This is a genomic window from Janibacter sp. GS2 (genome assembly GCF_051200835.1).
Classification (GTDB): Bacteria; Actinomycetota; Actinomycetes; order Actinomycetales; family Dermatophilaceae; genus Janibacter.
This window is the reverse complement of record NZ_CP195161.1, coordinates 2,254,195-2,276,588: the sequence shown is the minus strand read 5'-3', so window position 1 is coordinate 2,276,588 and position 22,394 is coordinate 2,254,195. Positions and strand designations below refer to the sequence as shown.

At 70.6% G+C, this 22,394-nt stretch carries 22 protein-coding genes and 1 riboswitch; of the genes, 9 read left to right on the top strand and 13 right to left on the bottom strand.

Annotated features, from left to right (window positions below; all coding sequences use genetic code 11):
- Positions 1-5: 5 nt before the first annotated feature.
- Positions 6-1,487: a glutamate--cysteine ligase gene (locus tag ACR9E9_RS10960; RefSeq protein ID WP_435198520.1), complete on the bottom strand. Its 1,482-nt coding sequence runs from the start codon at positions 1,485-1,487 to the stop codon at positions 6-8.
- 158 nt (positions 1,488-1,645) lie between these two features.
- Here ACR9E9_RS10960 and ACR9E9_RS10955 point away from each other — a divergent pair, with 158 nt between their 5' ends.
- Entirely contained in the window at positions 1,646-2,821 is a 1,176-nt protein-coding gene (locus ACR9E9_RS10955) for an exonuclease SbcCD subunit D (RefSeq protein ID WP_435198519.1), read from the top strand.
- Positions 2,818-5,925 (top strand): AAA family ATPase, encoded by a 3,108-nt coding sequence (locus tag ACR9E9_RS10950; RefSeq protein ID WP_435198518.1) that lies wholly within the window; start codon positions 2,818-2,820, stop codon positions 5,923-5,925. The genes ACR9E9_RS10955 and ACR9E9_RS10950 overlap by 4 nt, the downstream gene beginning before the upstream one ends.
- Positions 5,926-6,025: 100 nt before the next feature.
- On the opposite strand, the gene gcvP is transcribed toward ACR9E9_RS10950, so the two are convergent.
- The 9 genes from gcvP to ACR9E9_RS10905 form a co-directional block, all read right to left on the bottom strand.
- Positions 6,026-8,932, bottom strand: a complete 2,907-nt coding sequence (gene gcvP / locus ACR9E9_RS10945; RefSeq protein WP_435198517.1) for an aminomethyl-transferring glycine dehydrogenase — start codon at positions 8,930-8,932, stop codon at positions 6,026-6,028.
- Between the two features lie 72 nt (positions 8,933-9,004).
- Positions 9,005-9,098, bottom strand: a riboswitch (glycine riboswitch).
- 43 nt (positions 9,099-9,141) lie between these two features.
- A complete protein-coding gene (locus ACR9E9_RS10940; RefSeq protein WP_435198516.1) occupies positions 9,142-9,711 on the bottom strand; it encodes a MerR family transcriptional regulator in 570 nt (189 codons plus the stop codon).
- 200 nt (positions 9,712-9,911) lie between these two features.
- Complete coding sequence (locus ACR9E9_RS10935; RefSeq protein WP_435198515.1) at positions 9,912-10,391, bottom strand: bifunctional nuclease family protein; 480 nt, start codon at positions 10,389-10,391, stop codon at positions 9,912-9,914.
- Positions 10,392-10,426: 35 nt separating this feature from the next.
- Positions 10,427-11,134: a transcriptional regulator FtsR gene (gene ftsR, locus ACR9E9_RS10930; RefSeq protein ID WP_435198514.1), complete on the bottom strand. Its 708-nt coding sequence runs from the start codon at positions 11,132-11,134 to the stop codon at positions 10,427-10,429.
- 2 nt (positions 11,135-11,136) lie between these two features.
- Complete coding sequence (locus tag ACR9E9_RS10925) at positions 11,137-11,589, bottom strand: FHA domain-containing protein (RefSeq protein WP_435198513.1); 453 nt, start codon at positions 11,587-11,589, stop codon at positions 11,137-11,139.
- A 79-nt stretch (positions 11,590-11,668) separates the two neighbouring features.
- Positions 11,669-12,058, bottom strand: coding sequence for a glycine cleavage system protein GcvH (gcvH, locus tag ACR9E9_RS10920; protein WP_435198512.1), 390 nt, complete (start codon positions 12,056-12,058; stop codon positions 11,669-11,671).
- 20 nt (positions 12,059-12,078) lie between these two features.
- Positions 12,079-12,819, bottom strand: coding sequence for a DUF881 domain-containing protein (locus ACR9E9_RS10915; protein WP_435198511.1), 741 nt, complete (start codon positions 12,817-12,819; stop codon positions 12,079-12,081).
- Positions 12,816-13,148 (bottom strand): small basic family protein, encoded by a 333-nt coding sequence (locus ACR9E9_RS10910; protein ID WP_435198510.1) that lies wholly within the window; start codon positions 13,146-13,148, stop codon positions 12,816-12,818. Before ACR9E9_RS10910 ends, ACR9E9_RS10915 begins: the two co-directional genes overlap by 4 nt.
- A complete protein-coding gene (locus ACR9E9_RS10905) occupies positions 13,145-14,104 on the bottom strand; it encodes a DUF881 domain-containing protein (RefSeq protein WP_435198509.1) in 960 nt (319 codons plus the stop codon). Before ACR9E9_RS10905 ends, ACR9E9_RS10910 begins: the two co-directional genes overlap by 4 nt.
- 64 nt (positions 14,105-14,168) lie before the next feature.
- Between ACR9E9_RS10905 and ACR9E9_RS10900 the strand changes: the two genes are divergently transcribed.
- The 4 genes from ACR9E9_RS10900 to ACR9E9_RS10885 all read left to right on the top strand — a co-directional run bounded on the left by ACR9E9_RS10900 (position 14,169) and on the right by ACR9E9_RS10885 (position 17,716).
- On the top strand, positions 14,169-15,311 hold the full coding sequence (locus tag ACR9E9_RS10900; RefSeq protein ID WP_435198508.1) for a MalY/PatB family protein: 1,143 nt from the start codon (positions 14,169-14,171) through the stop codon (positions 15,309-15,311).
- A 127-nt stretch (positions 15,312-15,438) separates the two neighbouring features.
- Positions 15,439-15,954 (top strand): diaminobutyrate acetyltransferase, encoded by a 516-nt coding sequence (gene ectA, locus ACR9E9_RS10895; RefSeq protein WP_435198507.1) that lies wholly within the window; start codon positions 15,439-15,441, stop codon positions 15,952-15,954.
- A gap of 54 nt (positions 15,955-16,008) precedes the next feature.
- Positions 16,009-17,289, top strand: coding sequence for a diaminobutyrate--2-oxoglutarate transaminase (gene ectB, locus ACR9E9_RS10890; RefSeq protein ID WP_435198506.1), 1,281 nt, complete (start codon positions 16,009-16,011; stop codon positions 17,287-17,289).
- A gap of 37 nt (positions 17,290-17,326) precedes the next feature.
- Positions 17,327-17,716 (top strand): ectoine synthase, encoded by a 390-nt coding sequence (locus ACR9E9_RS10885; protein WP_435198505.1) that lies wholly within the window; start codon positions 17,327-17,329, stop codon positions 17,714-17,716.
- A gap of 54 nt (positions 17,717-17,770) precedes the next feature.
- Here ACR9E9_RS10885 and ACR9E9_RS10880 read toward each other — a convergent pair whose 3' ends face one another.
- Positions 17,771-18,040, bottom strand: a complete 270-nt coding sequence (locus tag ACR9E9_RS10880) for a DUF7218 family protein (RefSeq protein WP_435198504.1) — start codon at positions 18,038-18,040, stop codon at positions 17,771-17,773.
- A complete protein-coding gene (locus tag ACR9E9_RS10875; RefSeq protein WP_435198503.1) occupies positions 18,033-18,593 on the bottom strand; it encodes a type 1 glutamine amidotransferase domain-containing protein in 561 nt (186 codons plus the stop codon). Before ACR9E9_RS10875 ends, ACR9E9_RS10880 begins: the two co-directional genes overlap by 8 nt.
- Positions 18,594-18,768: 175 nt before the next feature.
- Here ACR9E9_RS10875 and ACR9E9_RS10870 point away from each other — a divergent pair, with 175 nt between their 5' ends.
- A complete protein-coding gene (locus ACR9E9_RS10870) occupies positions 18,769-18,957 on the top strand; it encodes a hypothetical protein (protein ID WP_435198502.1) in 189 nt (62 codons plus the stop codon).
- Positions 18,958-19,004: 47 nt separating this feature from the next.
- On the top strand, positions 19,005-20,288 hold the full coding sequence (nhaA, locus tag ACR9E9_RS10865) for a Na+/H+ antiporter NhaA (protein ID WP_435198501.1): 1,284 nt from the start codon (positions 19,005-19,007) through the stop codon (positions 20,286-20,288).
- 10 nt (positions 20,289-20,298) lie between these two features.
- On the opposite strand, the gene ACR9E9_RS10860 is transcribed toward nhaA, so the two are convergent.
- Positions 20,299-20,997, bottom strand: a complete 699-nt coding sequence (locus ACR9E9_RS10860; protein WP_435198500.1) for a GntR family transcriptional regulator — start codon at positions 20,995-20,997, stop codon at positions 20,299-20,301.
- A gap of 134 nt (positions 20,998-21,131) precedes the next feature.
- On the opposite strand from ACR9E9_RS10860, the gene ACR9E9_RS10855 reads away from it, so the two are divergent.
- On the top strand, positions 21,132-22,379 hold the full coding sequence (locus ACR9E9_RS10855) for an NRAMP family divalent metal transporter (protein WP_435198499.1): 1,248 nt from the start codon (positions 21,132-21,134) through the stop codon (positions 22,377-22,379).
- Positions 22,380-22,394 lie beyond the last annotated feature (15 nt).

Here is a 22,394-nt window from a genome sequence, read left to right as displayed (position 1 = left end):
GTGGCTCAGGGTAGTGGCCAGGTGTGGACCGGGTCGTTGCGGTGCATGTGCTCGCTGTACAGCCCGACCATCGCGGCGAGGGCCTCGGACCGGTCCATGCCGCCCTTCTCGAGATGACGCACGCACTCGGTCTGCCACACCGCGCCGTTGACGCCCGAGGTGCACCGTCCCTCGATGACGTCGAGGTAGCGGGTGATGACGCTGCCCGCGACTCCCCAGTCCTCGAGACCACTGCGCGCCATCGGCAGCAGATGCCGCAGCGTGAGCTCGTCGGCGCCGACCTGGCCGAGCCCCGGCCAGTAGAGCCGGGCCCGCAGCCCGTCCCTCGCCGCTGCCTCGAAGTTCGCCTGGGCGGCGGGGAAGGACATCTGGGTCCACACCGGACGGTCCTCGGCCGCCAGGGTGCGCACCACGCCGTAGTAGAAGGCGGCGTTGGCGAGGACGTCGATGATCGTCGGACCGGCCGGGAGGACGCGGTTCTCCACCCGCACGTGCGGTCGACCGTTGCCGGGGTCGTAGATCGGGCGGTTCCACCGGTAGACGGTGCCGTTGTGGAGGTTGAGCTCACCGAGGTCGGGTGTGCCGCCGGCGTCGAGCACCGCGACCGGGTCCTCGTCGGTGGTCTCGGCGAGCAGCGCCGGGAAGTAGCGCACGTTCTCCTCGAAGAGGTCGAAGATCGAGGTGATCCACCGTTCGCCGAAGAACACGCGCGGTCGCACCCCCTGGTTCTTCAGCTCGATCGGTCGGGTGTCCGTGGCCTGGGAGAAGACCGCGATGCGGGTCTCGTCGTGCAGGCGGCGCCCGAAGAAGAAGGGCGAGTTCGCGGCGAGGGCGATCTGCGGCGCCGAGATCGCCTGGGCGGCATTCCAGTGGTCGGCGAACTGACTGGGTCCCACCTGCAGGTGCAGCTGGACGGAGGTGCAGGCGGACTCGGGGGCGATGGAGTCGGCGAAGGTGTGCAGCCGCTCCCCCGTCGGGCCCTCGAGGTCGATGACCACGTCCTCACCACGGGCGATGAAGATCGAGTCGTTGAGCGCGGTGTACCGGTTGTTCCGGCTGATCCACTCCCCCTGGAAGTGCTCCGGCCGGATCGTCGGCAGGATGCCGATCGGGACGATCCGCGCTCCCCGCTCCCGCGCCAGGGCATCGGCCCGGTTGAGGGAGGTGCGCAGGCTCTCCTCGAGCTGCAGCGCCGACTCCCCCGGAAGGGGGCGTGGCGCGACGTTGAGCTCGATGTTGAACTGTGCGAGCTCGGTCTGGTACTCCGGATCGGCGATCGCCTCGAGCACCTCGTCGTTGACGAAGGCCGGCTGGTTGTCCTCGTCGACGAGGTTGAGCTCGATCTCCAGCCCGGTGAGGGGCACCGCGTCGTCGAAGACGCTCTCGGCGAGCATCCGCTCGAAGACGTCGAGGTTCTGCCGCACCTTTTCCCGGTAACGCTGCCGCTCCTCGCGCGAGTAGCTCTGCGCGGTGACTTCCTTGCCCATGACTCCACCTCTCGCCGGGGGTCGGCTGGCTCGAATCTACCCACGGTTGCCTGCTGGGGACAGATCAGACCGTGGTCGGATGCGAACAGCGCCGTTGCGCGCCGACGAAGGGGTGTCGTGCCACGGTGTTGTCGGTGCTCCCTCATAGCGTGGGGAACATGAAGTTGATCCACACCTCCGACTGGCACCTGGGCCGTTCCTTCCACGGGGTGGGCCTGCTCGGTGCGCAGGCGGCGTACGTGGATCATCTCGTCGAGACCGTCCGCGCCGAGTCCGTCGATGCGGTGCTCGTGTCCGGCGATGTCTACGACCGTGCACTGCCGCCCCCGGACGCGGTCGCGGTCCTGTCCGACGCGGTCACCCGCCTCATCGACGCGGGCTCTGCGGTGATCATCTCCAGCGGAAACCACGACTCGGCGATCCGGCTGGGCTTCGCCTCCGACCTGCTGTCCAGGGCGGGGCTGCACATCCGCTCCGATGCCGACTCGATCGGGTCGCCGGTGCTCGTCGGCGACGCCGCGGTCTACCCGGTCCCCTACCTCGAGCCCGCGGCCTCGTCGGTGACCCGGGCACTCGGGGTCGAGGGTCGCACGCACACCGCCGTCCTCGGTGCCGCCATGGACCGCGTGCGCGCCGACGCCGCGACGAGAGGGCCGCAGACCATCGCCATGGCCCACTGCTTCGTGGGTGGTGGGGCGAGCAGTGACTCCGAGCGGGACATCGCGACCGGTGGCGTGGCCATGGTCCCGGCGAGCACCTTCGACGGGGTCGCCTATGCCGCCCTAGGGCACCTCCACGGTGCCCAGCAGGTCCACGAGCGGGCCCGCTACAGCGGCTCCCCGGTCGCCATGTCCTTCAGCGAGACCCGGCACACCAAGGGGTCGTTGCTGCTCGATCTCGATGCCGCGGGCGGGGTCCACGTCGACCTCGTCGAGGCTCCGGTGCTCCGGCCTCTCGCGCGGGTCCGGGGCACTCTCGAGGAGGTGCTGCGGGCCCCGGAGCATGCCGTCGCCGAGGAGGCGTGGGTGCAGGTCACGCTCACCGACGCGGTCCGACCGGTCGGCGCCCTGGAGCAGCTCTCCCGACGCTTCCCGCACGTGCTCCAGCTGCAGTTCGACCCGCAGGGCGGGGTCGTCCCGGTGCGCAGCTACGCCACCCGGATCGCCCGGCGTGAGCCGCTGGAGGTGTGCTGCGACTTCGTCGCCGACGTGCGTCACGGCGCCGCGGCCGACGAGGAGGAGACCCGGCTCCTGCAGGGCGCGCTCGAGGCCGGGCGCGCAACCCGCGACGGGCGTGAGGACGAGGGACGCGCCCGCCGCCGGAGTGCGGCATGAGGCTGCACCGGCTGACGGCCACGGCCTTCGGCCCCTTCGCCGACGAGGTGGACCTCGACCTGGAGGCGATCAGCACGGCCGGCCTCTTCCTCATCCACGGGCCCACCGGGTCCGGCAAGACCAGTCTCCTCGACGCGATCTGCTTCGCCCTCTACGCCAACGTCCCGGGCGATCGTCAGTCGACGACGCTGCGCAGCCACCATGCCGCGCCCGCGCAGCCGACCGTCGTCACCCTCGAGCTGACCCTCGCCGGTCGCCGGTTGCACCTCACCCGCAGCCCGGCCCACGAGCGCCCCAAGAGGCGGGGCACGGGTACGACCACCGAGCAGGCTCGTGTCCAGCTCGAGGAGTTCGTCGACGGTGGCTGGACCACGCTCAGCTCCCGGGTCGACGAGACGGCCCGGATCCTCGACGACCTCCTCGGCATGGCCCTCGACCAGTTCCGCCGGGTGGTGATGTTGCCCCAGGGCGACTTCGCCGCCTTCCTCCGGGCGAGCGACGAGGAGCGAAGGGAGGTGCTCGAGCGACTCTTCGACGTCACCGACTTCGTCGCTGTCGAGCAGCACCTGGTCGAGCGCCGCCAGCAGGCGCAGACGCTCCTGACCGGACTGCGCTCTGGCCTCGCCGGCCACACGCTCCGGCTCGAGGAGCTCCTCGCCGAGACCGACGCACCGCTGCCCGAGCTGGAGACCCCGCTCGGCGAGCTCGCCACCGATGAGCTGCTCGCAGCGGTCCGCGACATCGACACCACGCTCGAGACCCGCGCCTCCGAGGTCATGGCCTTCGTCGACCGCGCCCAACGACGCGCGAGCGCCGCTCGGTCCGCCCTCGACTCCGGCAAGCGCAGCGAGGAGCTGCGGCGGCGCGGCACGCGGGCGCAGACCACCCTCGACCAGCTGGCCGAGGCCGCGGACGAGCACGCCGCCACCCGACGAGGCCTGGCCCGAGCCCGCGATGCCGCGACCGTCCTCCCCCACGTCGAGGCGCTGCGTCGTGCCCGACGGGCGGTGTCCACTGCAGAGGCGGCCCACGACGCCGCGGTGGCAGCCCTGCCCCGCGCCCCGCAGGATGCCGATCTGGTGGAGCTGCGGGACCAGCTGGCTCGGGATGATGAAGGGCTGGGGGTGGCCCGGCACGAGGTCGACGCGCTGGCTCGGATGCGGGCGGAGGTGCCACCGGCTGCTGCCCTCGTGTCGGAGCGCAGCGCGGGTATCGAGTCCGCGTCGAGCGCGCTCGCCACGGCCCGGGAGCGGGCCGACGAGGTGCGTGGGGCCCGGCAGGACGTCGCGGCCGCACAGGATCGTCTGGGCGTGATCACCCCGCTGCTCACCCTGGTGTCCGCTCTCTCGACGGCCCGATCGAGGGTGGACGAGGCCGAGGCCGAGGCCCGCCGCACCACCGATGCCCGCCAGGCCGCGCAGCAGCAGAGCCTCGACCTGCGCGAGCGGGTGCAGCAGCTGGTCCAGCAGCGGCTGGACACCATGGCCGGTGAGCTGGCGAGCCAGCTCACCGATGGCGAGGCCTGCAGCGTCTGTGGTGCGCTGGAGCACCCGGCGCCCGCGCGGGCGAGCGGGCAGGTCAGTCCGGACCAGATCGATGCGGCCTCGGCCGAGGCCACGGCTGCCGAGGCCACCCTCGACCGGACCCGTGCCGTGGACGAGAGCGCCGCCTCCCGGCTCGAGTTGGCCCGTGCCCGCGTGACGGACCTCGAGTCCCAGCTCCGCGGTGACGCGTCCCCCCTCGGCGCAGAGCTGGTCGCCAGCGCCGACCTCTCGGCGGGTCTCGCCCAGCTGTCCAGTGAGCGTGAGGCACTCGTGGCGGTCACCGACCGGCACGAGTCCGTCGAGCAGGCCCTGTCCGCGTCCGAGGCCGGGGTGACTCAGGCCGAGACGGCCCTCGGCGAGGCCGAGACAGCCCTCGCCGAGGCCACCGCGCGGCGGGATCGACTCACGGAGGAGATCGGAGCGGGCACCACCCGGCTGGCGGAGGCGATCACCGCCCACGACGACGGCTGCGCCTGCCGGGAGCTGCTCGACGCCCCCTCGCCGTCCTGGGGGCCGCACGCCGTCGACACGGTGCTCGAGGAGGCCGTGCGTCGTCACCGCGTCGTCCTCGAGGCGGTCCGGACGATCACCACCTCCGGGGACGCACTGGAGCGCACGACCACGACGCGCGACGAGGTCGTCGAGCTGCTCGATCGGGCCCTGACCGAGCGGGACTTCGAGGACGCGGAGGCCGTGGAGGCTGCCGCCCTGGACCGGCGCGTCATGGCCGACCTGGAGGACCGGGTCGCCGAGCACGAGCGACGGCTGGCCTCGGCCGAGTCCGTGCTCGAGGAGCCCGACGTCGTCGCCGCCCTGGCCGACGATCCGGTGGACCTCACGGCACTCCGGACCGCCGCGGACCGGACCCGCCACGAGGCAGACCTCGTCGGCCGGCGGCAGGCCTCGGCCCAGACCGTCCTGCGCCAGTTCACCGCCGTCCGGGACCACATCGACCGCTCCTGCGCCGAGCTCGGCCCCGCACTCGAGGAGGCAGAGCTCGTCACCCGGATGAGCGCCCTCGTCACCGGGACCAGCACCGACAACGACAAGCGGATGCGACTGTCGACCTATGTCCTCGCGGCCCGGCTGGAGCGGATCGTCGAGCTCGCCAACGAGCGGTTGTTGGACATGGCGGACGGGCGCTACGAGCTGGGCCACCACGACGCCGCCGGCCGTGGCCGTCGTCGCGGCGGGCTCGGGCTGCTCGTCCGTGACCTGTGGACCGGACAGGAGCGTCCGACCGAGACGCTGTCCGGCGGTGAGTCCTTCACCGCCTCGCTGGCCCTCGCCCTCGGACTCGCCGATGCCATCCGTGAGGAGTCCGGCGGTCAGGAGTTCGGCATCCTCTTCGTCGACGAGGGCTTCGGCAGCCTCGACCAGGACAGCCTGGAGCAGGTCCTCGACATGCTCGATCGGCTCCGCGACGGGGGGCGTACCGTCGGCGTCGTCAGCCACGTCACCGAGATGCGCACACGCATCCCCACCCAGGTGCGCATCGACAAGACGCCGCACGGGTCGAGCGTGCAGGTCCTCGGCGACCTCGCCGTCGACGTCGCCTGACGGGCCCCCCTTCGCGCTCAACATGACAAACCTCGGGTTCGCAAGGGTTTAAAAGCCTTGCGAACCCGAGGTTTATCGGGTCACCCGATAAACGTGGGGCTCAGCTGATCTCGGCGAGCTCCTCCGGCGACGGGCAGGAGCACACGAGGTTGCGATCGCCATAGGCACCGTCGATGCGGGCCACCGGCGGCCAGTACTTGTCCGCGGAGTCGACACCGACCGGGAAGACCGCGGACTCGCGGTCGTACGGGCGGTCCCACTCCCCCACCAATGAGGCGGCAGTGTGCGGGGCCTGTCGCAGCAGGGAGGTGGTGACGTCCTCCCCCTTCGCCACCGCGTCGATCTCCCCGCGGATGGCGATCATCGCGTCGCAGAAACGATCGATCTCCCCCTTGTCCTCCGACTCCGTCGGCTCGACCATGAACGTGCCCGCGACCGGGAAGCTCATCGTCGGTGCGTGGAAGCCGTAGTCGATGAGGCGCTTGGCGACATCGTCCACCGTGACACCGGTCTGCCCGGTCAGCTCCCGCAGGTCGATGATGCACTCGTGGGCGACGATGCCGCCCGGGCCCGCGTAGAGCACCGGGAAGTGCTCCCCGAGACGCGCCGCCACGTAGTTGGCGTTGAGCACGGCGAGCTGCGTGGCCCGGCTCAGGCCGGCGCCACCCATGAGGCGCACGTAGGCCCAGGAGATCGGGAGGATGCCGGCCGACCCGTAGGGAGCGGCACTGATCGGGCCGACCCCACTGGCGGGACCGGCGGCCGCCGCCAACGGGTGGTTCGGCAGGTACGGGGCGAGGTGCTCGCGCACCGCGACCGGGCCCACGCCGGGACCACCACCACCGTGGGGGATGCAGAAGGTCTTGTGCAGGTTGAGGTGGCTGACATCGGCACCGAAGGCGCCCGGCTGGGCCAGACCGACGAGCGCGTTGAGGTTCGCGCCGTCCACGTAGACCTGACCACCGGCGTCGTGGACCAGCCCGCACAGCTCGCTGATCGTGTCCTCGAAGACCCCGTGCGTGCTGGGGTAGGTCACCATGATCGCCGCGAGGCCGTCCCGGTGCTGCTCGACCTTCGCCCGCAGGTCGTCCATGTCGATGTCGCCGCCCTCGGCGGTCTTGACGACGACGACCTTCATCCCGGCCATCACCGCGGACGCGGCATTGGTGCCGTGCGCGCTGGCGGGGATGAGACAGATGCGTCGCTGCTCCTGCCCCTGGGCGGCGTGGTGGGCGCGGATCGCGAGCAGGCCGGCCAGCTCGCCCTGGGAGCCGGCGTTCGGCTGCAACGAGACGGAGTGGTAGCCGGTGATGTCGCTGAGCCACCCGCTGAGCTGATCCACCAGCTCGCGGATGCCCACCGTCTGCTCGTCCGGAGCGAAGGGGTGCAGCCCGGCGAACTCCGGCCAGGTGATCGCGGCCATCTCCGTCGTGGCATTGAGCTTCATCGTGCACGAGCCCAGCGGGATCATGCCGCGATCGAGTGCGAAGTCCCGGTCGGACAACCGACGCAGGTAGCGCAGCATCGCGGTCTCGCTGCGGTGGCTGTGGAAGACCGGGTGGGTGAGGTACTCGCTCGTGCGCAGCAGCGCCGCGGGCCAGTCGGGGGTCACTCGTGGGGCGTGCGAGGCGTCGACCTCGTGCTCGTCCACTCCCCCGCGACGCGCGCCGAGGGCCCCGGCGACCGCAGCGACCTCGCTCGGGTCCGTGGTCTCGTCCACGGACAGCAGGACGGTGTCCTCGTCGTGGCGCCAGATGTTCACCCCGGCCTCGCGGGCAGCGGCCACGGCGGCATCCGCACCACCGGGGAGCGTGACGCGCAGCGTGTCGAAGAAGGGCGCGTCGCTGACCGCGATGTCGGCCTCGCGCAGCTGCGTGGCCAGGCCGACGGCCGTGCCGTGCACCCGCTCGGCGATCGCCCGCAGCCCGTCGGGGCCGTGGTAGACGGCGTACATCGAGGCCATCACGGCCAGCAGGACCTGCGCGGTGCAGATGTTGCTCGTCGCCTTGTCGCGGCGGATGTGCTGCTCGCGGGTCTGGAGCGCGAGCCGGTAGGCCGCCCGGCCCTCGGCGTCGACGGAGACGCCGACCAGGCGTCCCGGCAGGGTGCGCTCCAGCCCGGCGCGCACGCACATGTAACCGGCGTGCGGACCGCCGAAGGCCATCGGCACACCGAAGCGCTGGGTCGTGCCGACGGCGACGTCGGCACCCCACTCGCCGGGCGCGGTGAGCAGGGTGAGGGCGAGCAGGTCGGCGGCGGCGGTGACGAGCGCCCCGACCTCGTGGGCGGCCGAGGCGAGGGCGGCCCAGTCCTGGATCGTCCCGTCGGCCGCCGGGTACTGCACGAGCACACCGAAGACCTCGCGGTCCCCGGCGGCGGCGCGCAGCCCCTCGGCCGTGGTCACGGCGGCCAGATCGGCTCCGACCACGTCGATCCCCAGAGGCACGGCCCGGGTGTCGATGATCGCCCGGGTCTGCGGGAAGACCTGGTCGTCGACGAGCAGGACAGCGTCCTTGCCGACCTTGCTCGAGCGCCGCATCACGGTCATCGCCTCGGCGGCAGCCGTGCCCTCATCCAGCAGGGACGAGCCCGAGGTCTGCAGGCCGGTGAGGTCGGCAACCATGGTCTGGAAGTTCAGCAGTGCCTCGAGCCGGCCCTGACTGATCTCGGGCTGGTACGGCGTGTACGCCGTGTACCACGCCGGGTTCTCGAGGACGTTGCGCTGCACGACGGCCGGCGTGACCGTCCCGTAGTAGCCCAGTCCGATCATCGAGGTGAGCACGGTGTTCTTCGCGGCGAGGGCGCGCAGCTCCTCGATGACGGCCAGCTCGCTCGGTGCGGCATCGATGGCCAGGGCATCCGTCTGGCGGATCGCGGCAGGAACGGCCGCGTCGCACAGGGCGTCGAGGGAGGTCTGCCCGACGACCTCGAGCATCTGCTCGACATCGTCCTCGCGCGGACCGATGTGGCGACCGACGAAGTCGGACAGGGGGGACGAGGTGCTCATGAGGCTCCCTTGGACACGATGGGGTACAAAGCCAGCCTCCCCTTCTGTCACGTGTGGACGCTCCAGAGGTGCCTGATCCACGAGGTCCTTGGCGCCTGAGAGGTTCCGGGGAGATTTGCCCCTTCGGCGCCCCGAGCACGCTCGGGGACTCTCCCTCGTGGGGTGAGCAGCGACGTCAGGCTATCAGCGTGCGTGCTGCGTGGCCTCGCTCAGGCCAGCTTGGCGCGGCGCCGGGCGGAGAGCTCGTCGCCGGCGACATCGGTGGGCTCACCCTGGTCCATGCGCTCACTGGGGATCTCCAGGAGCGAACCCTCGACCTCGCGCCAGACGCGACCGACGGCGATACCAAAGACGCCCTGACCCCCCTGGACGAGGTCGATGACCTCGTCGGCGGAGGTGCACTCGTAGACGGACGCCCCGTCGCTCATGAGCGTGATCTGGGCCAGGTCCTCGACACCTCGCTCGCGCAGGTGCTGGATGGCCACCCGGATCTGCTGCAGCGAGACCCCGGTGTCGAGCAGGCGCTTGACGACCTTGAGCACGAGGATGTCGCGGAACCCGTAGAGACGCTGGCTGCCGGAGCCGGCAGCACCGCGCACGGCGGGCTCGACGAGCCCGGTACGGGCCCAGTAGTCCAGCTGGCGATAGGTGATCCCTGCGGCGCTGCACGCGGCAGGACCGCGGTAGCCGATGTCCTCGGAGAGCTCGGGCAGGTCGTCGTCGAAGAGCACGCCCTGAGTTCGGACACCGGTCCGACCCTCATCGTTCGTGGCGTCCACAACGCCCTCCTGCCTCACCGTGGTCCCCGGTCGGGACCGGATGGGAAATTGCACCGATGTGATCCGGTGCTGTCGTCGACGCTACGGCGGCACACCGGGGGCGTCAAACACCCCCACGGGGTTGGTCCCCCGCGTGTCGGTCACGATCAGGTCGCGCAGCAGGGCTGCCCGGTGCCCCGGGGGGCAGTCCGCCCCGGGCCTCAGCCCATCGCTCCGGGCTCCTCGAAGTCCTCCGGGGAGACGTCGTCGAGGAACTCCTTGAACTTGGCCACCTCGTCCTCCTCCTCGTCGGAGGACTCGATCCCGACCTCGTCGAGGACCTGGTCGGTGGCGACGATCTCGGCGCCCGTGCGCAGGGCCAGGGCCACCCCGTCGGAGGTTCGGGCGGAGATCTCCGTCGAGTCGTCGAGGACGAGGGTCGCGTGGAAGACACCTTCGAGCACGGCATCGATCCGCACCGTGACGAGCTCTCGTCCGACGGAGGCGATGACGTCGACGAGCAGGTCGTGCGTCAGTGGTCGCGGGGGCTCGACACCCTCCTGGGCGTAGGCGATCGCGGTGGCCTCCGCCGCGCCGATCCAGATCGGCACGTGCCGACCCCCGTCGCGCTCACGCAGGAGCACGATCGGTTGGGAGGTGGGCATCTCCACACGGACACCGAGGACGTCGAGCGGTTTCACCCTCCTACCGTATCCCCCGCGCCGGGTCCGCCGGGTCAGGCGTCCGGCTGCAGTCCCCGACGCAGCAGGGCGACGTGCAGCTGGAGGCAGTCCTCGATGATCTGACGGGTCACCGTCTCGTCGTCGAGTCCCTGGCTGCCGGCCTCCCGGCCGCGGAGCGCCTGCTGCCCGAGGACGTGATCGGCCAGGCCGAGCTCTCGCTCCGCCGCGCTCTTGAAGGGCCGCAGGTGCCGCACGTCGATGCCGGCGCCGACGAGCGACCCGGCGGCCCGGGCCACCCCGAGGTCGCCCTCGTCGAAGTGCTCCTGGTTCTTCGGCAGCAACCCGTAGGAGACGAGCTCGCGGAAGGTCGTCGTGTCGATCTCCGCGGCACGCTGCAGCTCGATGGCGGTGAGGCGAAGGGGGCGTGACCCCGCCGTGGCCGGTCCGAGCCGCTCGTGGTGGCCGGGCGTCGCCGCCGGCGGGGCGGACTCCCCGTCGTCCGAGACGGTCAGGCCCCGGTCCATGGCGTCGAGCCGCTCACGGATGACCTTGAGGGGCCAGAAGCGGTCGCGCTGCGCGGTCAGGACGAACCGGAGCCGCTCGATGTCGTCCGTGGAGAACTTCCGGTACCCCGACGCCGTGCGCGTCGGGGTGACCAGGCCTTCGGACTCGAGGAAGCGGACCTTGCTGATGGTGACATCGGGAAAGTCGTCCTCGAGCCGCGCGACCACGACGCCGATCCCGACGTGCTCGGCGGGCACCGTCAGCTGGTCGAGGCGCTGGCGTAGTACACGAGGCGGAACTTGCCGATCTGCACCTCGTCACCCGTACGCAGCGCGACCTGGTCGATCCGCTCCTTGTTGACATAGGTCCCGTTGAGGGAGCCGACGTCGCGCACGGCGAAGCCCTGCTCCTCGCGCGCGAAGACGGCGTGCTTGCGCGAGACGGTCACGTCGTCGAGGAAGATGTCGCTCTTCGGTCCCCGGCCGGTGGTGACCTCGGCGTCGTCCAGGAGGAAGCGGGCTCCGGTGTTGGGGCCGCGGAGCACGATGAGCAGAGCGGTGCCGGGTCGCAGCGCGTCGACGGTTGCCTGCTCGTCACGACTCAGGTGGTAGTCGGAGTCCGGCACGTCGGCGGGGGCGCCGGAGCCGATCCCGGTGAACTGCTGCGTCGCCGGGTCCTGTCGTGCGGGCTGGTCCTCATCGTTGCCGCTCATCCAGCACTCCCTCCTATCGTGTCGGAACATCAGACTACGTGACCGGCACCTCACCGGTGCCGGCCCTGTCACACCTGGCTCAGCCGATCTCGGCGCGGTAGGCCTCGACGTCGAGCAGGGTCGAGGTGTCAGCGCCGTCGGCCAGCTGGAGCTCGTACATCCAGCCCTCGGTGTACGGGGCGGAGTTGACGAGCTCCGGGGCCGCGTCGAGGGCCTCGTTGACGGCCGTGATGGTCCCGGCGAGCGGTGCGTAGAGGTCACTGACGGACTTCGTCGACTCCACCTCACCGCAGGAGTCGCCCACCTCGACGGTGTCCCCGACCGACGGGAGGCTGACGTACACGACATCCCCGAGAGCGTCCTGCGCGTAGTGGGTCACGCCCACCCGCACCGCGCCGGACTCGGTCGTGCGTACCCACTCGTGGTCGCTGGTGTACCGAAGGTCCTCGGGATAGGTCGCGTCGCTCATCGTTCTCCTTCGTGGGCCCGTCAGTTCGAGCCGTCGGTCGGCTCCGGGTCGGGCTGAGCGTAACGAGGCGGGGAATTGGAGTGCAATGCCTCGACGTTGATCGAGTCGAACTCGCGGATGGTCACCTCTCCGCCCTTGCTCCGGACCGACTCCGAGACACCACCGGGGATCTCCATCGCGGCGCTCATCGTCTGCGGGTCGCCGATGACGGTGAAGCGGTAGGGCGACGTGAGGGAGCGGCCGTCGGCGGTGACCCCGTCGTCGTCGCTGAACCACGTGCTGGCGACGATCCGCACGTTCCCCACCTGCATGGCCTCGGCGCCGGCATCGCGCAGCTCCTGGACCGCGTCCAAGAGCGTGGCCGCGTCGACGTCGCCGTCCTCGTCGGTGATGGTCAGGGTGATCCCCGGCCCGGTGGCTCGCTCCGTGCCCGAGAGGATGCCCAGGGTGTCGGCCCGCTCCTGGGCGGCGGCGATGGCCTCGGGCGAGTTGTCCTCGCTCGAGGCCAACTCGTCGCGGGTGGACTCCAGCTCGGCGATCTCGTCGTCGAGACGATTGCCGTTCTGGGTGACGTCGTCGAGGATGCGCACGAGCTCGTCCTGACGCAGGTCCTCCAGGCCCTGCGCCTGGGTCTGGCGCACCTGCGTGGCGATGGCGAAGCCGAGCAGGCAGGCCAGCAGCACCGCGAAGGCATTGGCCCGCGTCAGCCGGGGACGGGCCATGAGATAGACCCGCCGCCAGGGGCCCACGTCGCTGCTCATGCCCGGAAGAGGTGTCGGCGGATGGAGGCGACGTTGGAGAAGATCCGTACGCCGAGGACGACGACGACACCGGTGGACAGCTGCGACCCGACGCCCAGCTGGTCACCGAGGAAGACGATGAAGGCGGCCACGAGCACATTGGACAGGAAGCTGACGACGAAGACCTTGTCGTTGAAGATCCCGTCCAGCGTGGCGCGCACCGCTCCGAAGACCGCGTCCAGGGCCGCGATGACCGCGATCGGCAGGTAGGGCTGCATCCACACGGGCACGTCCGGTTGCAGGACGAGACCGAGGATGATCCCGGCCACGAGTCCGAGTGCGGGGATCATGAGGTCTCCTTCGTGCGCGGGGCCACCGCGGGCGGGGTCGATCCGGAGGGGATGACCTCGGCCCGGCGTGTGCTGACGCTGGTCGCCCCCGGCAGGTGCAGATCGTCCTGGGTCGTCAGTGACGTCTCGATGGCGTAGTTGCTGCCCAACCCGGTGAGGTAGGACCCGGCCGCGCTCTCGGCGAACCGGGTCTGCAGGTCGTCGGAGTCCCCGACGGCCTCGATGGTGTACGGGCGGGTCAGGGGACGGAAGTTCACGAGGATCGCCTCACCGGCGAACCGGATCGCCGTGCGGGAGGTCAGCCGTTGCCCGTTGACGGCGAGGGCCTCCGCACCCGAGCTCCACAGCCCGTTGGTGATGATCTGCAGATCCTTCGACTGCACCCGTCCCTCGTCACTGGTCCCGGTCCGGGGGTCTCCGTCCGCGCTCGTCTCGCTGCCGGGAGCGTCGTCGAGCGTGATCCGCAGTCCCTCACCGCGCACGGGCACGAGGCCGCTCGAGATGCGCATGGACTCGAGCTCCTCCTGCCGGGTCCCCACGAGGTCCGGGTCGAGGCGCGCGGTCGCGGCGTCGATCTCCCCCCGGAGGCCGCGCACCGACGCCCCCTGCTCGTCGACCGCCTTCTGACGGGTCTCGATCTGGGCGATGAGGTCGGCCCGTGCACCGGCCCGGGCCCCGTCGCGACTGCGCAGGCTCGCGGTGCTCATCCCGATGAGCACCCCGATGATCAGCAACCAGACGATGAGCAGCGGGCGACGCGTCCCGGTCGATGCCGGCAGTCCCTGCTCGCGACGCTGCTGCGCTGCTGCCGCGTACCCCGGGTCGAGCGGCCGCTCGAGCATCGAGGTGATGAGGGTCATCGACTCGTCCGCCCGGCGGGTGGGCGCGCTCGTGCCCTTCGACTGCGAGGGCTCGTCCTCGGAGTCGTCCGCGGGCGCCGGGCCCTCAGACCGCATGCCCAACTCGTTTGCTGCTCACCCGCACCAGAGTAGGTGGTCGCACGGGTGCCAGAGTGGAGGCATGGAGCGTCATGTCCTCACCCTCGACGAGGCCGACTGTCGGCGTCGCACCAGCATCAAGTGGCAGCACCACGACAGCGACGTGCTTCCCCTGTGGGTGGCGGAGATGGATGTCCTCCCCGCGCCGGCGATCGCCGAGGAGCTCCTGCGTGTCGTCCGCGACGGCGATCTCGGCTATCCCGTCGCACGGACCTACCTCGAGGCGGTGGCCCGGTGGTACGAGCGGTGGGGCGCCCGAGTGGACCCCGCCCGGATGGCGTTGGCCACCGATGCGATGTCCGGGGTCAAGGGGGCGATCATCGCCCTGACCGAGCCCGACGACCCGGTGTACATCACGGTCCCCGTCTACCCTCCCTTCCACTCCATCGCGGTCGCGGCCGGACGTCGTCTCGTGACCGTGCCCCTCGGCGCGGACGGCCGGTACGACGTCGCGGCCCTGTCGCAGGCCTTCGCCTCCGCCCCCGGGCGGGGCGTGCTCCTGCTGTCCAACCCGCACAACCCGACGGGAGTGGTGCCCACCCGGGCGGAGCTGTCCGCCGTGGCCCGTACCGCGAGCCAGCACGGCGTGCGGGTGGTCAGCGACGAGGTGCACGCACCGCTCGTCCTGCCCGGTGCGCAGTTCACTCCCTTCCTCTGCGTCCCGGAGGGCGCCGGGGCGCTGAGCGTGATCTCCCCGGCGAAGGGGTGGAACCTTGCCGGTCTCAAGGCGGCGGCCGTCGTCGGCGGCCCCGAGGCCGGCGCCGCGGTGCGGCGGGTCCCGCCGGACCTGGCCTACACCGCCAGCCACGTCGGGGTCCGGGCGCACATCGCGGCGATGGACCACGGCCAGGAGTGGTTGGCCGATCTCGTCGACGACCTCGCGGCCAATCGTTCGCTGCTGCGGTCCCTGCTCGACGACCACCTGCCCGACGTCGTGTGGCGACCGGGCGAGGCGACCTACCTCGCGTGGCTGGACTGCCGCGGGCTGGGTCTCGGCGACGACCCTGCGCAGCACTTCCTCCGTGAGGGGCGGGTCGCGCTGAACCCGGGACTGCCCTTCGGAGCGGGGCGGGGACACGTCCGGCTGAACTTCGCGGCCTCTCCGGCGGTGCTGACGGAGGCCGTCCGGCGGATGGGCGCCTCCCTGGAGGGCTCGCCCTCGTGACCCCCTCCCCACTCCGGATCCGTGGCGCGTCTCACGATCTGACCAATTCCCCTGCAGGAGTAGGCAATCGGGTGTATTCAGCGAACCCTGACTTGATCTGTGCGCTGGTCACGTTAGGTTCAAACAGGTGACCGCAGACTCAGAGCAAGCCCATTCCGCACCCGAGGACTCCCCCTTCGTCCTGCGTGAGCCCACCATCGACGATGGTGGAGCCATGTGGCGCGTGGCCCGGGACTCCCAGACCCTGGACCTCAACACGTCCTACGCCTACCTGCTGTGGGCCCGTGACTTCGCCCGCACGAGCGTCGTCGCCGAGCGTGACGGCAGGGTCGTCGGTTTCGTCAGTGGCTACATCCGTCCCGAGGCCCCGCACACCCTCATGGTGTGGCAGGTCGCGGTCGATGCCGACCAGCGCGGACACGGCCTGGCCGGCCGGATGCTCACGCACCTGGCCGACACCGTTCCCGGCATGACCTCCCTCGAGACGACGATCACCGACGACAACGAGGCCTCCCGCGCCCTGTTCGCCCGCTTCGCGCGCACCCGCGGCGCCGACCACGAGGAGCTCGACCTCTTCGTGCGCGAGCACTTCCCCGACGAGGGACACGAGCCGGAGGTGCTGCACCGCATCGGACCGTTCTGACCCGGCCGCCACGACCACCCGCCACTCCCGATCCTCTTCGAGGAAGGACTTCCCATGAGCAACTCCGCCACTGACATCTTCACCACCCGCGAGTCCGAGGTGCGCAGCTACTGCCGCAACTGGCCCGTCGTCTTCGACACCGCCAAGGGTCCCTACCAGTACACGGAGGACGGGGAGCGCTACACCGACTTCTTCTCCGGCGCCGGCGCCCTCAACTACGGGCACAACAACGACGTGCTCAAGGAGGCGCTCCTGGAGTACGTCGCCGCGGACGGCGTCACCCACTCCATGGACATGTACACCAAGGCCAAGCGGGAGTTCCTCGAGGCCTTCACCGAGCTCATCCTCGCCCCGCGCGGGATGACGCACAAGATCCAGTTCCCCGGCCCGACCGGGACCAATGCCGTCGAGACGGCACTGAAGACCGCCCGCAAGGCGACCGGGCGCGAGGACGTCGTGCACTTCACCAATGCCTTCCACGGCATGACGCTCGGCTCGCTCGCGGTCACCGGCAATGCCTTCAAGCGGGCCGGCGCCGGCACGCCGCTCTACCACGCGACCTCGGCTCCCTATGACGACTACATCGTCGGTGAGACCTCGGACTTCGCCTGGCTCAAGCGCATCTGGGCCGACAGCGGGTCGGGCACCAACCTGCCCGCCGCGGTCATCGTCGAGACCGTCCAGGGCGAGGGTGGGCTCAAGGCCGCTCGCGGCCAGTGGCTCAAGGAGCTGCAGGAGCTGTGCCGTGAGCACGGCGTGCTGCTCATCGTCGACGACGTCCAGGCCGGCTGCGGCCGCACGGGCACCTTCTTCTCCTTCGAGGAGTTCGGGCTCGACCCGGACATCATCACGCTGAGCAAGTCCATCTCCGGGTACGGACTTCCCATGGCACTGACCCTGATGAAGCCCGAGGTCGACGACTGGGAGCCCGGTGAGCACAACGGCACCTTCCGCGGCCACAACCCGGCCTTCGTCACCGGGACGAAGGCCCTGCGCACCTACTGGGCCGACGACGCCCTGCAGAAGAACATCGCGGCCCGCGCCGAGCAGCTGCGCGCGCGCCTGGAGGTCATCGCCGGCCTCGCCGAGGGCAGCGAGCTTCGTGGCCGCGGCCTGCTCTCCGGTCTCGCCTTCCGGGACGTCGAGGTCGCCGAGAAGATCGCCAAGGCGGCCTTCCAGCACCAGCTGCTCGTCGAGACCTCCGGTCCCTCCAGCGAGGTCGTGAAGATCATGCCCCCGCTGACGATCACCGAGGAGCAGATGGCCGCCGGCCTCGACCAGCTCGAGGACGCCGCCCGTGAGGTCCTGGGCGCTCCTGCCCGGGCCGGCGCCTGAGTTTCACCCCAACCCACATCACACGAAGGAGACACCCATGAAGGTGGTCAAGCTTGACGACCTCGACGGAACCGAGCAGGACGTCGTGCACGGAAACTGGCAGAGCCGCCGGATGGTCCTGGCCAAGGACAAGGTCGGCTTCAGCTTCCACATCACGGTCCTCAAGGCGGGGACGTCGTCCGAATTCTGGTACGCCAACCACGTCGAGTGCGTGTACGTCTACCAGGGCAAGGGCACGCTGACCAACCGCGACACCGGCGAGGACTTCGTCCTCGAGCCCGGCACGATGTACCTGCTCGACGACGCGGACAAGCACACCGTCACCGTCGAGGAGGAGATCCACTGCGCGTGCGTCTTCAACCCCCCGGTCACCGGGCGTGAGGTCCACGACGAGCACGGGGTGTACCCGGTGCTCACCGAGGACTGATCTTCGCTGCACGACGAAGGGGGCGGACCGCGTGGTCCGCCCCCTTCGTCGTGCTCAGTGGTTGCGCAACGCGGTGATCAGCTCGTCCTTGGTCATGCGCGATCGTCCCCGGACCCCGAGCTCCCTCGCACGCTGGGTGAGGTCGGCGACGGTCCAGTCGTCATAGGAGCCGGACTCTCCGCCGCGGCGCCCGACCTGCGAGCGGGAGGAGTTGGCAGCGGCGTTGGCGATGCGCGCAGCCTTCTCCTTGCTGTCGCCCTCGTCCCGCAGCCGCTCGTAGAGCTGATCGTCCTTGACACTGGGCTCGGGTTCGCGCTCAGGCATGATCGTCGGCTCCGAGCACCTCGAGGAAGGCGGCGGTGAAGGCCGGGATGTCGTCGGGCTTGCGACTGGTCACGAGGCGCCCGTCGCGCACGACCTCCTCGTCGACCCACGTGCCACCGGCGTTGCGCACATCGGTCTGCAGACTGGGGAAGGAGGTCACCCGTCGTCCGGAGAGCACGTCGGCCTCGACGAGGACCCAGATCGCGTGACAGATCGCCGCCACCGGTCGGTCCTGCTCGACGAAGCTCCGCGCGAGGGCCACGGCGGGGGCGTCCAGCCGCAGGGCGTCCGGGTTGGCCACGCCTCCCGGCAGCAGCAGGCCGGCGAAGTCCCGCACGTCTGCGTCCGCCACCGTCTGGTCGACCGGGAAGGTGTCCGCCGCCTCCAGGTGGTTGAAGGCCTGGACGCTCCCGCTCTCCGGCGAGACGAGGACGGGCTCCCAGCCGGCCTCGGTGAGCGCCTTCCAGGGATCCGTCAGCTCCACCTGCTCGATGCCTTCCGCAGCGACGAGCACGGCGATGCGTCGACTCGTCCTCTCCTGGGGGGTCGTCATGTCCAGCTCCCTTCGTGGTGTGTCCGGTCGTGGTGTTCCTACCCGGGCGTTGCGATTCCATGCACCGGCGTGGGGCGAACGGCGTCACCGGTATCCGAGCCCTCGGCAGAAGAGGTGACCCGCCGACCTCCCCCGCTCCTCCTGTTCGACCTGCCCTGACACCTAGACTCAGCGGGTGACCGGTCCCACCACCCCAGCCCCCGCGCACCCTCGCCTGCTGGCGAAGGTCACGATCATGCGGGCGCTGATGCGGACCGTGCGACACCCCGGGACGACCGGGTGGACGAGCACGTGGGGCACCAACGCGCACGGGGAGGTCGCCGGCTGCCCGCCCTCCCCGGACTGGGCCGCCCACCCGTCCTAGCGACGGCACACCCCCCGAACGAACCACGTCGAAGACAAGGTCAGCCCGTGCCCAATCCGTTGCCATCAAAGCCCAGCAATCTCGCCCCGCACCAGCTGTGGCGCGGCGCCCACGAAACCGCCCAGAGCGATGCCGTCGGTGGCGCCCTGCTGCTCGGTGCCACGGTCATCGCCCTGGTCCTCGCCAACTCCCCCGCTGTCGACGCCTACACCGCGGCCCGCGACTTCACCATCGGCCCGCACGCGCTCCACCTCGACCTGAGCATCGGGACCTGGGCCGCTGACGGTCTCCTGGCGATCTTCTTCTTCGTGGTCGGACTCGAGCTGAAGGAGGAGTTCGTCGCCGGCAAGCTGCGCAACCCGCGCAAGGCCGCGCTGCCCATCGCGGCCGCCTTCGGCGGGGTCGCCGTCCCGGCCCTGATCTTCGCCGGCATCGCGATGTCCTCGGACTCCGAGGGAGCGATGCGGGGGTGGGCGATCCCGACAGCGACGGACATCGCCTTCGCCGTGGCCGTCCTCGCCGTCGTGGGGCGCTACCTCCCCCCGGCCCTGCGGGTCTTCCTGCTCACGCTCGCGATCGTCGACGACCTCATCGCGATCTCGATCATCGCCATCGTCTACACGGAGGGGCTCCACCTCGAGCTGCTCGGGCTGGCCCTCGTTCCGCTGGCGATCTTCGCCGTGCTGGTCCAGCGGGGCATCATCACCTGGTGGCTCATCGCCCCGCTCGCCGTCCTCACCTGGGCACTCGTCCACGCGTCCGGCATCCACGCCACCGTCGCCGGCGTGGCCCTCGGGTTCGTCGTGCCCGTCGTCGCCACCGAGCGCCACCGGATCCAGTCCTCGACCACCGAGGACGGGGAACCGATCTACGACGGCGTTACCGCCTACCTCGCGGACCAGTGGGGGGTCCTCTCCACGCTCGTCGCGGTCCCCGTCTTCGCCTTCTTCTCCGCCGGTGTCACCGTCGGTGGGCTCGAGGGCATGCGGACCGCCATGCAGGATCCCATCACCCTGGGCATCATCGCGGGGCTCTTCGTCGGCAAGCCGGTCGGCATCTTCGCCACGACCTTCCTGCTGAGCCGACTGCCCGCCTTCCACCTCGACGACGACCTCACCTGGCCCGACATGATCGGCATGGGCTTCGTCGCCGGCGTCGGGTTCACCGTCTCGTTGCTCGTCGGGGAGCTGGCCTACGGAGCCTCGAGCGTCGCCGACGAGCACGTGAAGATCGGTGTCCTGCTGGGCTCGCTGATCTCGGCCCTCGTGGGCGGGGGTCTCCTCGCGGTCCGCAGCCGTCAGGCCAAGGCGAAGGGCGCCACCGCCTCCTGACGCGGGCGCCTCAGCGCGAGGGAGCCTGCGCGGCCTGCAGCAGCTGGGCCTGGGCCAGGTCGAGGTAGTGCGCGAGCGCCGTCTGCGCCGCCTCGTACCGGCCCCGGCGCAGCAGGTCCAGCAACGTCTGGTTCTCCACCAGGTAGGGCGCGTGGAAGGTGTGCGGGTCGGCCATCATGCTGAAGACCAGTCGCATCTCGGCGAGGACCTGCTGCATCGCCTCGTCGACCCGGCGGCTGCCCGCCAGGGCGGCGAGCGCACGGTGGAAGTGCATGTTGGCGCTCCCGAGAGCGACCCAGTCCTCGGCCGCAGCGGCCAGCTCACCCTCCACCACCGCCGCCTCGAGAGCGGTGAGGTCCGGCTCGTCGACGGCGGCCTGACGGATCGCCGCGCCCTCGAGGACGCGTCGGTAGCGGTACAGGTCGCGGATGTCGTCGGCGTCGAGCGCGCGGACGAAGACACCGCGGTTGAACTCGTGGACGACCAGCCGCTCGTGGCCCAGCACGTGGAAGGCCTCACGGAGAGTGTTGCGCGAGACGCCCAGTGCCCCGCCGATCTTCTCCTCCGACAGGCGGGTTCCCGGACGCAGCTCGCCCTCGATGATCCGGGTGCGCAGCGCGCCGGCCACCCGCTCGGACGCGCTCGTGCCGCCGATCGAGCCACGCTCGGACTCCAACGATGCCAACCAGTCGGACTGCGTTGCCGCCATCCCGTCCCCCTTCGTCGCGGTGATGGCCCGAGTGTACGCACCATGGGGTATTGCGGGATTGTTGAACAATCACTACGGTCGGTGTGCCGGGCGCCACACCGAGGTGGTCCCGCCGGACCGACCAGGGAGAGACCATGGACCAGGCTCCACGCCCGGACAACAGTTCCAGCACCTCCACCGTCACGCAGACGGCCACGACCGCGGGCAAGGGTGCGCTGCTCGGCGCGGTCTTCCTCATGGCGACCAGCGCCGTCGGCCCGGGGTTCATCACCCAGACGACGGTCTTCACCGCCCAGCTCGGCGCGGCCTTCGCCTTCGCCATCCTCGTGTCGACGGTCGTGGACATCGCCGTCCAGCTGAACGTGTGGCGCGTGCTGGGCGTCAGCGGGCTGCGCGCCCAGGACCTCGCCAACAAGGTGGTCCCCGGCGCGGGCTACGTCCTGGCCGCGCTGGTGATCTTCGGCGGCCTCGTCTTCAACATCGGCAACATCGGCGGAACGGCCCTGGGCGCGAATGCGATGCTCGGCGCCAACACCACCGTCGGCGGTGCCGTCTCCGCACTCATCGCGATCGCGATCTTCCTCAGCAAGAAGGCCGGCGTGGCCATGGACCGGATCGTCGTCGTCCTCGGCGTGGCGATGATCGCCATGGTCACCTGGGTGGCGGTGACCTCGGCACCGCCGGTCGGCGAGGCCCTGCGCCAGACGGTGCTGCCGGAGGAGGTCGACTTCCTCATCATCGTCACGCTCATCGGCGGCACGGTCGGCGGGTACATCACCTATGCCGGCGCGCACCGGATGATCGACTCGGGGATCACCGGCCCGGAGCGCATCGGGCAGATCAGTCGCGGCTCGGTCCTGGCCATCCTCGTGGCCGCCGTCATGCGGGTCGTGCTCTTCCTCGCGGTGCTCGGCGTGGTCGCCGGTGGCGTCAAGCTCGCCGAGGGCAATCCCACGGCCTCCGCCTTCGAGAACGCCCTGGGTGACGCCGGCGTGATCGTCTTCGGCGTGATCCTCTGGGCCGCGAGCATCACGAGCGTCATCGGTGCCTCCTACACCTCCGTCTCCTTCCTCGCGACCTTCTCCGACTGGCTCTCGACCCACCGCAACTGGGTCGTCGTCGGATTCATCATCATCTCGAGCGTGATCTACGTCGGGATCGGCCAGCCCCCGGTGACGCTGCTCGTCCTCGCCGGTGCGCTCAACGGCCTGATCCTCCCCTTCGGTCTCGGCTTCATCGTCTGGGTGGCGCTGCGCCGCAAGGACCTCCTCCACGGGTACCGCTACCCGAGGTGGCTGGGCCTGTTCGGCCTCGCCACGTGGGTGCTGGCGCTGTACCTCGGCTGGGAGGCGCTCGGCGGGATCAGCGAGCTGTGGCAGTGAGCAGGGACGACAGGA

Bases quoted from the DNA above. Each gene is read 5' to 3' on its own strand.
- ACR9E9_RS10875 (WP_435198503.1), bottom strand. From the start codon at position 18,593: ATGACGACCCCCCAGGAGAGGACGAGTCGACGCATCGCCGTGCTCGTC.
- ACR9E9_RS10860 (WP_435198500.1), bottom strand. From the start codon at position 20,997: ATGGCGGCAACGCAGTCCGACTGGTTGGCATCGTTGGAGTCCGAGCGT.
- ACR9E9_RS10880 (WP_435198504.1), bottom strand. From the start codon at position 18,040: ATGCCTGAGCGCGAACCCGAGCCCAGTGTCAAGGACGATCAGCTCTAC.
- gcvH (WP_435198512.1), bottom strand. From the start codon at position 12,058: ATGAGCGACGCGACCTATCCCGAGGACCTTCGGTACACCAGCGACCAC.
- ACR9E9_RS10910 (WP_435198510.1), bottom strand. From the start codon at position 13,148: ATGATCCCCGCACTCGGACTCGTGGCCGGGATCATCCTCGGTCTCGTC.
- ACR9E9_RS10905 (WP_435198509.1), bottom strand. From the start codon at position 14,104: ATGCGGTCTGAGGGCCCGGCGCCCGCGGACGACTCCGAGGACGAGCCC.
- ACR9E9_RS10885 (WP_435198505.1), top strand. From the start codon at position 17,327: ATGAAGGTGGTCAAGCTTGACGACCTCGACGGAACCGAGCAGGACGTC.
- ACR9E9_RS10915 (WP_435198511.1), bottom strand. From the start codon at position 12,819: ATGAGCAGCGACGTGGGCCCCTGGCGGCGGGTCTATCTCATGGCCCGT.
- ACR9E9_RS10925 (WP_435198513.1), bottom strand. From the start codon at position 11,589: ATGAGCGGCAACGATGAGGACCAGCCCGCACGACAGGACCCGGCGACG.
- ACR9E9_RS10955 (WP_435198519.1), top strand. From the start codon at position 1,646: ATGAAGTTGATCCACACCTCCGACTGGCACCTGGGCCGTTCCTTCCAC.
- gcvP (WP_435198517.1), bottom strand. From the start codon at position 8,932: ATGAGCACCTCGTCCCCCCTGTCCGACTTCGTCGGTCGCCACATCGGT.
- ectB (WP_435198506.1), top strand. From the start codon at position 16,009: ATGAGCAACTCCGCCACTGACATCTTCACCACCCGCGAGTCCGAGGTG.
- ACR9E9_RS10960 (WP_435198520.1), bottom strand. From the start codon at position 1,487: ATGGGCAAGGAAGTCACCGCGCAGAGCTACTCGCGCGAGGAGCGGCAG.
- ACR9E9_RS10855 (WP_435198499.1), top strand. From the start codon at position 21,132: ATGGACCAGGCTCCACGCCCGGACAACAGTTCCAGCACCTCCACCGTC.
- ACR9E9_RS10900 (WP_435198508.1), top strand. From the start codon at position 14,169: ATGGAGCGTCATGTCCTCACCCTCGACGAGGCCGACTGTCGGCGTCGC.
- ACR9E9_RS10950 (WP_435198518.1), top strand. From the start codon at position 2,818: ATGAGGCTGCACCGGCTGACGGCCACGGCCTTCGGCCCCTTCGCCGAC.